The organism is Flavobacterium potami, assembly GCF_020026915.1.
GTDB lineage: Bacteria > Bacteroidota > Bacteroidia > Flavobacteriales > Flavobacteriaceae > Flavobacterium > Flavobacterium potami.
This window is the reverse complement of record NZ_JAINUY010000012.1, coordinates 1-12593: the sequence shown is the minus strand read 5'-3', so window position 1 is coordinate 12593 and position 12593 is coordinate 1. Positions and strand designations below refer to the sequence as shown.

General features: G+C 31.0%; 9 protein-coding genes. All 9 read left to right on the top strand.

The window, feature by feature from the left end:
• Nucleotides 1-75 precede the first annotated feature (75 nt).
• The gene (locus K6T82_RS23775) at nt 76-2565 is read left to right on the top strand and encodes a TraG family conjugative transposon ATPase (RefSeq protein ID WP_223711467.1); all 2490 of its coding nucleotides are present in this window, start codon (nt 76-78) and stop codon (nt 2563-2565) included.
• Nucleotides 2566-2584: 19 nt separating this feature from the next.
• A complete protein-coding gene (locus K6T82_RS23770; protein WP_223711465.1) occupies nt 2585-3187 on the top strand; it encodes a hypothetical protein in 603 nt (200 codons plus the stop codon).
• Between the two features lie 5 nt (nt 3188-3192).
• Nucleotides 3193-3828 (top strand): hypothetical protein, encoded by a 636-nt coding sequence (locus K6T82_RS23765; protein WP_223711463.1) that lies wholly within the window; start codon nt 3193-3195, stop codon nt 3826-3828.
• A gap of 2 nt (nt 3829-3830) precedes the next feature.
• Nucleotides 3831-4796 carry a TraJ family protein gene (locus K6T82_RS23760; protein WP_223711461.1) on the top strand — a complete coding sequence of 322 codons (966 nt, stop codon included), beginning with the start codon at nt 3831-3833 and terminating at the stop codon, nt 4794-4796.
• Nucleotides 4797-4813: 17 nt separating this feature from the next.
• On the top strand, nt 4814-5437 hold the full coding sequence (gene traK / locus K6T82_RS23755) for a conjugative transposon protein TraK (RefSeq protein ID WP_223711459.1): 624 nt from the start codon (nt 4814-4816) through the stop codon (nt 5435-5437).
• On the top strand, nt 5421-6440 hold the full coding sequence (gene traM, locus K6T82_RS23750) for a conjugative transposon protein TraM (RefSeq protein WP_223711457.1): 1020 nt from the start codon (nt 5421-5423) through the stop codon (nt 6438-6440). The genes traK and traM overlap by 17 nt, the downstream gene beginning before the upstream one ends.
• Complete coding sequence (locus K6T82_RS23745; protein ID WP_223711455.1) at nt 6441-7391, top strand: DUF4138 domain-containing protein; 951 nt, start codon at nt 6441-6443, stop codon at nt 7389-7391. It abuts the gene before it with no gap.
• Nucleotides 7392-7399: 8 nt separating this feature from the next.
• Nucleotides 7400-7942, top strand: coding sequence for a conjugal transfer protein TraO (locus K6T82_RS23740; protein ID WP_223711453.1), 543 nt, complete (start codon nt 7400-7402; stop codon nt 7940-7942).
• Nucleotides 7943-7954: 12 nt separating this feature from the next.
• A partial coding sequence (locus K6T82_RS23735) for a TraQ conjugal transfer family protein (RefSeq protein ID WP_223711451.1) occupies nt 7955-12593 on the top strand: 4639 nt, incomplete at its 3' end.

Below are 12593 nucleotides of genomic sequence, written 5' to 3'. Positions count from 1 at the left end.
TCTTTCAAAAGGAGATTTAAACAAATCCCTTAAGAAAAGCTGTAGAAAAACTTTTGTTATAAAGCCCAAAAAATTATGAAACAAGTTAACCTAGATAGTATTCGTCCAATATGGACGATAGATGATGATAACACCATATTATCAAAGATTGGTTCGTATTCGAGAATATTCGAATTAAAATTACCTGCTATATTCACAATGTCTACAAAAGAATATGACAGATGCTTAAATGATTTTAATTCAATATTTAGTGTTCTTCCTGATTATACCATAATTCATAAAATTGATATTTACTACAAAAAGAAATTCGATAGTAGTAAAATCCAAAATAAAAATGGTGACTTTTTAAAAACTGCTTACAAAACAAAATTTAACGAAGCTCCATTGTTGGAACATAAAACTTATCTTATCATAAGCCAGTCTTCTCCAACCATAAAAAAAAATAATTCTTTAACATCATTAGTTTTCAAAAATAATTTTGTTCCTAAGGAATTAAAATCTAGTGAAGTAAAAAATGAATTTGATGTAGCTGTAGAACGTATCAAATCAATCTTTAAGGAATCTCAATCTTTTGATTTAAGGGCATTAGACAAAAATGAAATTGAAACCCTGTGTAATCAATATGAAAACTTAAATTTTGGAGATTTAAAATATTCTTCCGAAATATTTCAAGATGCGAATAGAACTAAAATTGGCGCAAATTTTATAAGTTCATTGGCAGTTAATTCATTAGAATGTCTTCCAAACGAATATGAAAATACTTATGTAGACACAAGGTTCTCAACTGATAAGTCAAGTGTAAAATTCTCTATATATCATCCAATTGGTTTAGGATTTAAAGAAAATCATATTGTAAATCAGGTATGGATAAAAGAGAGCAAAGAAGATGTAAAAAATGAACTGAAAAATATCGATAACTATAATAAAACGTTCATAGCACAAGACACTTCAAATCCACTAAATCTTGAAGATTCAGAGAATTATGCAAAACTATTAGAAGAAGGTTATTTCCCTGTATCTTATCATAGTAACGTTTTATTATGGGATGCAGATCAGTCAAATCTTGATCATCTACAAAATAAGTTAATTGCAAATTTTAATACTATAAATTTTAGACCAAATGTTGCTTGGAATGAAATACTGCCACTTTTTTGGAGCTGTTATCCAGGAAACATTGCAGACTTAGGTTATTATGATCAAACTTTCAAATTATTGTGCATTCAGGCTTCAGCATTATCAATTTTTGAAACAACAAACATAGATGATATTTCTGAGTTTGGAATGCATTTATCTGATAGATATAATGGAACTCCATTATATGTTGACATTTCAGATCTTCCTATGAAAAAAGGAGATACTACCAATAGAAACAAAATGATAATTGGGCCTTCTGGTTCAGGAAAATCATTTACAACAAACCATATGGTTAACAGTTATCTTGATTTCAATACTCACATGGTAATAGTAGATGTTGGGGATTCATATGAGAGATTATGCAAATTAAGAGGTGGAACTTATTTAACCTTTACTACTGAAAAACCAATATCATTCAATCCTTTTTATGTAGAGCGGGGGGACATCGAAGAAGAAACCGACATTAATGGGAATGTTAAAAAAACTGCCACAAGGAATAAAATAAATATTGAGAAAAAAGAAAGTTTAATTAAACTAATATTTACGCTCTGGAAAAAAAATGCAGGAGATGAAACTAAAGATGAAGATGCAATTATTCGTGAAGCTTTAAACGAATATTATGACCACATAGATAAGACTGACGAGTTTATGGATTTTAATTCATATTACCGTTTTATGGTCGAAGATTATTTCCCAAAAATTTCAAAAACAAAACAATCTAGTTTAATTAATGCAAACTCTTTTGAAAATGTTTTAAGAATGTTTTATACAGGTGGAGAATATGATTATTTGCTTAATTCCAAAGAAAATATCGATCTACTTAATCAAAAACTAATCATATTCGAATTAGACAACATTAAAGATCATACCATATTATTTCCAATCGTAACCTTGATGATTATGGACACTTTCATTACTAAAATGAGATTGTTAAAAGGAACAAGAAAAGTTTTATTGTTAGAAGAAGCTTGGAAAGCCATAACAAAAGAAGGTATGGCTGAATTTCTAAAATATCTATTCAAAACAGTTCGTAAGCATTTTGGCGAAGCTTGGTTAGTTACTCAGGAACTTGATGACATCATTGGAAATAAAATTGTTAAGGATACGGTTTTGAAAAACTGTGGTGCTAAAATTCTACTAGATATGCGTGAATATGCAAATGACTTTGATGCTATTCAGGCTTCATTGTCTCTATCAGATAAAGCAAAAGAACAAATTCTATCATTAAACAGAAACAATCTTCCAAACGGAAAATATAAAGAGGTTTTCATTGGACTTGGTACTGAAGGAACAATTTACGGAATTAATGTTTCAAAAGAAGAATATGCAACTTATACAACCGAAAAATTCGAAAAAGAAAAAATAGAATTATTAGCAGACCGATACGGGGATTTAGAAACCGGCATTAAAATGTTTGCTGATAAAATGTAAAACCATAAATAATTTAAAAATGATGAAAAAAATAATTTTAACTGCACTATTAAGTATGGCCATTTATAGTGTTAAAGCTCAAAACAGCCAAGAACTAGAAGCTATCAAAGCTCTGGATACACTAACTGAACCAACCAAATCTGCACCAGTTAAAAATGAATCTGAAATTGGAAATGCAATTAACATTATTAAAAAGATAACAATACTTAATAGCCAGTATAGTACACTACTGAATAACTATGAAAAAAACGATCAGAATGACAAATTAAGCCAGGAAACTTTGTACTTAAAATTTCTATTATCTGAAATTTCATCCATTTATTCTAAAGGTGTCTTTTTCCTAAAAAAAGATAACATGATATCTCAAAGTGAAAAAGACAGCTATGAAAAAATATACAATACTACAATTACTGAAAGCTTAGAAGATTTTGATTTTGTTCTCCGAATAATAAGAAATGAGAACATTCAAATGAGCAATAAAAAAATAATTGCAGTAGTAGAAGATATCAAATCTAAACAGTTTCAGCGTAGGGATACAATGAGTTTTTATAATGAAAAAATATCCTCAGATTCAGATTATAAAAAGTTAAATCAAAATGTAAAACAACCTAATAAACATTAGAAATCATGAAAAAAATTACTCTAATAATTGTAATGATCTGTTTGGCATCAATGAAAGGATTTGCTCAAATTCCTGTTACAGATGCTGCAGCAGGAGGACAATTGACAGCACTTAATACATCTGCCGTAAAAGCAGCGGGCGATAGAGCATCAGCATTAGCCAAAGCTGTTGCAACATTACAGCAGTTAACTGCTTTAAAAAAACAGTATGATAAAACTGTAGAAATGGTTGAAGATATTTCAGACTATGTAAAACAAAGTAATCAGGTTATCAATATGAAAAATTATCTGACTGATATAACATCTGAATATTCAAGAGGTATTACTTACATCTACTCAGACAAAAATATTAGTGCAAAAGATCGAGCAGTATTTCAATCAGTTTATACAAAAATGGTTGGTCAGTCTTTAGATGATTTCGAATATGGAACAAAAATCATCACGGACGGTAACTTAAAAATGAATGATGCTGAAAGACTAACCATTTTGAGTGAAGTTGAAGCAAAAATGAGTAAAAACAAAAATATGATAAGATATTTTAATAGCTCAATCAAAAGGGCAGTTGCTCAGAAAACAAAAGGCAAGAATCAAGAACAGTTCATTAAGGAAAATAAAAATAGTTTTAATAAGATAAGAGATTAATCATGGATGGAACATACATAAACGGTTATTTAAATGAAATAATGGAAGACTACTTGAAAAGTATGGATTCCTTTCTTTTAGTAGCTAAAATCATTGCTTTAATTGGTTTAATCGTCTCAGCTTATTTTTCATTTTTTCAGATGATGGATGGTTCCAATAATAATGAAGCATTAAGCAAATTTCTAAAAAAATTTTTATTGACATTTTTAGGGATTTTTTATTACACAACTTTTATTACAGTTATAAATGTACCTCTTAATGCAATAACTGAAGCTGCAAGAGCGGTTGCAATTCAAGATATGACTGATCAATATAATGTAAGCAGAGTGCAAACTAAAGAATGGATGGGAATGGAAGAAGAAGACCCAGAGATTAAAGCAAGTGTTGCACGTTTATTAGCTGAAGCAAATGCAGAAAGAGGGGGGACACCTAAAAAAAATGAGGAACAAAGTTTAACCGATACAATTCTTTCAACTCTGACCGAAGCAGGGAATGTTATAACAAATGCATTTACAGAAATGCTGACAGATGCTTTATTATTGATTTCTGAATTAGCATTAATAATCTTAAACATAATTAGGGGATTTTATCTTATCGTTTTATCTCTGTTCGGAATATTTGTCTTGGCTATATCCACATTTCCAAGTTTAGAAGGTTCTTTTTCCCAATGGTTAATGAAGTATATAAATGTTTATTTATGGTTGCCTATTGGTTTCATTTTTCAGGGGATTTTAGCAAAAATTGAATTGATGAATCAATTACGTCCATTAGATGAATATGAAGCAGGAGTAAGCACATTTAGTATTCTAATCAGTCTTTGTACTATAATAGGTTTTCTTACTATTCCCTCAATCAGTTCGTGGATGGTAAATGCGTCAACAAGCAGTATATCAGGTAAAATGGAACAAAAAGGTCAAAAAGCAGGAAAAGAAATCGCTAAAGCAAGTAAAGCTATAATGGGAGTTTAACACTTAAATAATTCAAAATGAAAATCTTACAAAATGTCGATACTTCTTTAAAAAGTATGAGAATAATTTTACTTGCTGTTATCGTTTTTTCGTTCTTATTTTGCAGCTTTATTTACACGAAATCAATGGCTCAGGTTGATGAAAGTAGGAATAAAGTCTACCTACTAAGTAACGGTGATGCATTGGAGCTAGTACGTAGTCGAAGCGGAAAAGATAATATTACAGCTGAGATTAAAAATCACATTACAATGTTCCATCAATTTTTTTATGACTTAGACCCCGATCCTGTTGACATCAAAACAAGAATTGGGAAAGCTCTTTATTTAATTGACGATTCTGGAAAACAGATTCATTTTAAAAGAGAAGAAGCTCTTTACTATCATCAGCTTATAGATGGCAGTATTTCTACAAGGGTTTATATTGATTCAATCGGATTATCCTTAGATCAGAATAATAAATATCAGTGCAGAATTTACGCATGGCAAAAATTTACTAGAAGTTCTGGAGTAACTGAAAAAAGAATCGATGCAGAATGCAGTATTAGAAATGTCGCAAGAACAGACAATAATCCCCACGGTTTTCTAATAGAACAATATAGATTAATAAATAATAACTCAAACAAAAATGAACAGTCTAAATAACCCCGAAAATGTTGTTTCAAACCAGCCATTTTTTGAAACAATTTTTACTAAACACAAAAAGCTTTTATATGCTCTTCCAGTTATAGTGGTTTTAATAATTGTTGGATTGTACATGACAAGTGGTAATACAGAAGAACAGAAGTTATCTGAAGAACCTACAGCTGATGTATCATTACCTGGAGCGAAAACAAAAGAATTATCTAATGACAAATTAGACGTCATGAGTGATTTTTCAGAATTAACCGATGAAAAGCAAAAACAGCAGAATAAATCTGAACAGTTCAATGTAGAAAATATAAATACGAATGAATCTGTTCCGGCGCAAACATATCAAAATGAAAATGATAAACAAGTAGTTGAAAAAGTAAATAAAATGCTTGTAGAAATGAATAAAGAACAAAAAAAACAAAAAAGAACTTCATCCACTTCTACATCTGAAAGCTATTCAAATTCAAAATATACTTCAACGAAACCTGAAATTGATTATGAAGAGAAAAGTAACACTGAATCCAGTTTTAATAATTTTTTCAATTCAAAAAATAATAGTTCAGTTGCTAATAATGGAAAAGCTCCACAACAGGCAGAACAGCTAATATATGCATCAATAAAAGGAGATCATCTAAGATTAAGAAATAACAGTAGAGTAACACTAATTCTTCCAAAAGAAACTGTTATTGATGGAAAAGTTTTCAAAAAAAACACTCTTATATATGCTCAAGCAACTTTCAATCAAAACAGGGTTAATTTAAGTATTAACAATATTAATCAGGTTCCGCTAAAAATCAAAGCTTATGATGCAGAAGACGGAAATTTAGGATTACAAGTCCAAAGAAGTTTAGTTGCTGAAACTGGTTCAGAAGTTGCGCAGGATGGAGCTGACGAAATTGATGTCAATGGAGTACCCTTAGGAAATACAATTAAAAGCTTGTTTAAACGTAAACAGCAAGAACCAAAAATAGATTTGCTAAACAATCAAAGGTTAATATTAAAACTAGGTCAATAAATGAAAAAAATAATCTTAATTCTAACAATTCTACTTTTCCAAATAGATGCAGTCTATTCGCAAAATGTAGCTCCAAATGCTCCGCAAGAATTAATCATTTATTGTACAAGCAATAAAAATACAAACTTATTCTTCAGCAGTGCTATTAAAAGTGGGATAGTAGGAAATTCAAACTTCACTTTTGGATATTCATCTAATGGAGATAGCAAAATAGGAATTTTAAAAGCAACACCAGGCGCAGAAAGTAATTTATTAGTTATTACATCAAATGGAAATATTTATTCATTCATCGTAAGATATAAACCCGAAATATCAATGCTGAATTACTTCGTAAAGGATAATATGGCTATTGGAAATGAAACTGGCTCTGTAGCTTTTGAAGACGGAACAGGAGAACCGTTAACCCAAGGGAAAAAAAAACAATCTAAAGCCGAGCCTGAACTTGAAGAAAAAAATAAAAATGTAGAAGCTATAACTGTAAATAATTATGAATCTACTACTGTTGCTGAATCTTCTAACAATACAAACAACATACAAAGCAATTCTAATAAAGAAGTTGAAAAACCAATTTTTTATAATCGTATTTATGGTTCAAAGAATAAAGTAACAGTTAGGTTAAAAAACATTAGTTACATAGATAATGAACTCTATTTTACATTAATTCTAGACAATGATTCAACTTTAGATTACGATATTAATTATTTGAATTTTTATATCATATCTCGCAATAAAAATCGAAATACCGTATCTCAAACTATTCCTTACGAAGCTTTATATATTCATAACAATCCAACAAAAATTATGGCAAAGGATAAAGCTGAAGTAGTGTTTGTCTATAAAAAATTTACAATAAATGAAAATAAAATTTTACTGGTTGAACTAACCGAAGACAACGGAGAGAGAACCGTAAAATTAGAAATACCAAATACATTTATCAATAACCCAAATTAAGATTACCAATGAGAAAAATTACTTTTTTAATAACCAGTTTATTAATGATTTCCATGTCATTAAAAGCGCAAAGTTATGCAAATGCTTTTACAGGGAATTTAGGTATCGTTCAAGATGGAATAGGAGGTTTGTTTAGTTACAATTATTTCCTAGACCGTCATGATTTTATAGATGCTGGAGTTTTACTTACAGCAGCTAATTTCAAATATGTTGATGGAATAAAAATTCCATATAACGATTTTACTCTAAATCTAGGATACTCCAAAAACGTATTTTGGAATTATAAGAACACATTTAATGTGAATATAGGCGCAGGAGGTGTATTTGGATATGAAACCGTAAATAAAGGAGATAAAGAACTTAAAAACGGTGCAATCATAAGAAGTGAACCTGGATTTATTTATGGTGCATATATCGGAATAGATTTAGATTATGCAATTACAGATCAATATTCAATCACTTTAAGAGCCAATGAATATTACCATGCTAATTCTGATTTGGGCGAATTTATGCCTTTTCTAGGGTTAGGTTTTAGATATTATGCTAATTAACACTTGCCACAAATGAAACAATTCTACAAATATATTACCTACTTTTTTGTCTTTGCAATCGTACTTTTAATGGGTTGTACCAAAGACATAGATATCGAAGATGAATTTAGTTTTGAATTCGAAATTACAGCGCTTAACGAAGGATTTGTTTATGAAACTGCACCTTTCGATATTGTTATAAAACCTCAAAGGGTAGTTGCAGGAACTACTTATGAAATAAGTTATGTCCTTGAAAAAGAGGAATCACATTTTGAAACAAAATCTCCAACTACTGTAATCGAACCTTCAGAAAAGTTCAAGCTTGGAGAAACTTTAGAACATAAATTTAATTTCTTACCTACTAGTGTGGGAGATCATGTAGTTATCGTAACTATAAAAGATAATCATGGAGCTGTAAAAAGTAAGACATTTAATTATAAATCTAAATATGCCCCTTTTACATTCCTATTAACCCCAAATTTAAATACATATACAATTAACGCTAAAGGAGCAATGACTTCAACTCTTATAAGAAAAGAGGAAGACAAATTTACTTTTAGCTATACAGTTACTAACGGTACTGGAATTATTTATGATGGGGATACAGCAATTACACCAGGAGAAGAATATATCCTTAAAAATGGTGTAAAACAACTCCATTACATGCCAAGTACTTTAGGTTTGCATATGATAACTGCAAGTGTTACTGCAGATGATAAGGCACAAGTTGTAAGACAAGTTGAAGTTCTGGTAGATAATGTTTCATTCACATTAAGCGCAACGGCAGCAACTACTTCTTTAAATGCAAATCAAGAATTAGTAATAGCAATTGACTTAGCAGAACAGACTAAAACAACTGGAGTGAAATATGAAATTTCACATGCATATGACCCTAAAGGAATTGCAGGAACTATAAAAAATCCTTCAGGTGTTGCTGTGCAAGCAGGAACTACTGCGCCAATTGAAGTTGGAACACACCAATATAGATTTAAACCTGCGGGAATAGGTGTTTCAACAATAACATTTAAAATTAAAGATAGTAATGGACAAGTAAAAGAAGCAACTGTAATTATAACTGTACAGAATGTACCTTTCTCTTTTACTGCAATTCCTGCTGAAAAAACTATTTTATTAAATAAAAATGCTGTTATTAACTTTAACTTAGTAACAAATTCAAATGATACTAGCGGGTTAACCTATAAGCTTGTTTATAGTCCTATCGAAGGGGATGGAACATTAACATCTTCAGATGGAACAGCGTTAAAATCAGGTACTCCATTTAATGTTGACAAAGGAACTTTCTACTTTAACTATTTACCTAAAACTTTAGGAAGTCATAAATTAAATTTTGTTGTAACGGATAACAACGGAGAGCAGAGAACAGCTTCAGTAGAAATGAATACTACTCATACAGCTGTTACATTCAATGTTTCAAGCGTTACACAAACTTATGTTAATCAGCCTATATCAATAAATTATACAATAACACCGCAAAGTTCGAACGATCTTGATTATAAGATGAACTATTATTTAAGCGGTGGAGAAGGACAGCTTAAAAACGGGCAAACTGAAATTGTATCTGGAAATTTCTTTGATGTATCAAGAGGTTCATTCCAATATCGTTTTACACCGACTGTTGCAGGAAATTATGTATTCACATTTGAATTAAAAGACAGCAATGGACAGATTGTAAAAAAAGATCTAACTGTTGTTGTATTAAATAATAAATTTACTTTTACTCCAACGCCTAGTCAAAGTGTTTTTGTAAATGAAGAAAATACATTTTCTTATGCACTTGTTCCAACTGGAGATTATTCAGGTACTACTTACAATGTATCTTATTCAATTGAATCGGGTCAATTGGGTTCTTTCTTGAAAGATAATCAGCCAATACAGCAAGGTATTCCAGTTACAGTTACTCCAACTGCTTTTAAATTAGTATATAAACCAACTTCTGTTGGAGAACATAAAATACATTATGTTGTTACTGACAGCAATGGTTTAAAAGAAGAAATAACTCAAATTGTACAGGTAGTTGCTTCAAATTATAAATTCAGTATTCAGCAAAGCAATACAAAGATTTATAAAAATAATCAGGATGCTATTATTTTGAGTTTATCGCAAGATCAAATTAATCCCAGAATTAAATATGTATTAAATTATACTATTACTGGAGTTGGACAGCTTTTAGAAAATGGTGTTCCAGTTGTAAACGGAAATGAAATAACACCAGGAAACAAAAATTACAGTTTTATTTCAGATCAAAGCGGAAATAGCAAAATTGAATTCAGCATTAAAGACAGTAATGATGTATCTCACTCTCAAACTATAAACTATTCGGTAGTAAATCCAGATTTTACACTATCAACTACGGGAGATGGTACATTAAATCTTGGGAAAAATAAAGCTATAAATTATTTTATTTCTCAAGTTGTAACTGATAATACTGCTTCATATCAAGTAAGATTCTTACTGGAAAATGGCGGTACAGGCTCTGGAGTTGTTATCAGAGATGGAGTTGAAATTCCTTTTGGAAGCTTCACAGATGCTAAATTAGGAGTAACAAACATGCAGTTCAAAGGAACTCAAGTTGGGCCTGTTAATGTAAAAGTTGAAGTTAAAGATAATTATGGAATAATTCATACTTCTACTATTGCTTTCAGCGTTGTGGAAATTGGATATACTTTCTCAGGAGCTTCTCAAAGCAACGAGATTTTTATCACTGCTTCAACAAATCTAAATTTTGATATTACCGAAACGGCTTCTTCTGAAACTGAATATGAATTTAAGTACGCAATAACTAAAGGAGAAGGGATTATTAAAAACGGTACAAAAGAACTTCTTTCTAATCAATGGGAATCAGTAAATATTGGTTCATTTAATAGAACATTTGTTGGGACAAAAGAGGGGGAAAGTATTATTGAATTTACAGTTCGTAATAAAACTACTTCAATAACTAAAATTCAAACTATTAAAATTAATGTAATTCCATCGGAATACACTTTTAGTGCATCTGCTACAAGTAACAATGAATTAGCAAAAGTTCCAGTAAATGTTAACTTCAATTTAAATCAAGTTGGAGGAGGTACTGATTCTTATCAAATGGTATTCAATACATCAGGAACAGGAACTTTTACATATAACAACATTACTTATACACAAGGTCAATTAATACCATTTATCAGCGGTCCATCTAGTGGAAAATATATTGGTACATCTAGTGGAAATCATAATGTTTCATTCACTGTTACTAATCAAAACAACAAAACAAAATCTGCACAAGTAAATATTACTTATAAAAATAACGATTTTTCATTGTCAACATCTGGAGATGGTTCTTTAAATGTTAACCAGGAGAAAAATTTTAACGTGTTTTTATCGCAAAATGCTAACGATAATGACATTTCTTATCAGGTAAAATATACTATTGGTTCAGGTTCTGTAGGAAACGGATACTTGACTAAAGGCGGTTCTCCTGTAAATCTAAATTCATACGAGGAAATCAATAAAGGAACTACTCAATTAACTTTTCATGGAACTGAAGTAGGTGCCATATCGGTTTTAGTTGATGTAAAAGACAGTAACGGTATAGTGCATTCGGCTACAGTAAGTTTTAATGTAAGGGGTATCTCGTTCGATTTTACTGGCGCTCCACAGCAAAATAGTATTTTCGTTACTTCAACAACTAATTTGAATTTCGACGTTACTGAAAGCGCAGCTTCAGGAACTGGCTACGAAATGAAATATGCATTTACTGAAGGAAACGGTCAAATAATGAATGGAGCAAATCCAGTAATGGCTAACCAATGGGAAACAGTTAGTACGGGTTCATTCAACAGAACTTTCGTAGGAACAACAGAGGGTGCAATTAAAATGTTATTTACAGTAAGAAATAAAACTTCTTTAACTGAAAAAACTCAAGTAGTTACTGTAAATGTTACACCATCTGATTATTCATTTAATGCAACTGGTACAACAAACAACCAGATCACTAAAACTCCAGTTAACGTTAATTTCAATGTTAACCAGATTGGCGGTGGAGCTGATACTTACGGAATGACATACACAACTTCAGGAACTGGTACTTTCGTTTACAACGGAACTACTTATACTGCGGGAGAAGTTATCCCTGTAACAAAAGGTTCTACTAACGGACAGTACATTGGAACAACCGGCGGTGCGCATGATATCGTGTTCACGGTTACTAATCAAAATGCTAAGGCTAGAACTGCAACTGTAAAACTGACTTACATCAACAATGATTTCACATTGTCTAGCTCAGGGGACGGTTCTCTAAATGTAAATGCTTCTAAAGCTTTCAATCTGTTCTTGTCTCAGCAGACTGCAGACAATACTATCTCATACGAAGTGAAATACACTATCGGTGCAGGCTCAGTTGGAACTGGAACTATTACTCAGGGCGGTGTGGCTGTGCCTTACGGAACAGCAACTCCAATTGCTAACGGAACTACTCAATTAGTATTTAACGGTACTGCAGAGGGAGCTGTTATCATCAATGCTGAAGTAAAAGGAAGCAACGGCATAACACATTCAACTGTATTGAATTTTGATGTAAAAGGCATCGCTTACACTTTTACTGGCGCTCCTCAGGATAATTCAATTTTCGTTACAGCTTCTACAAATCTGAATTTTGATATTTCAGAAACTGCTC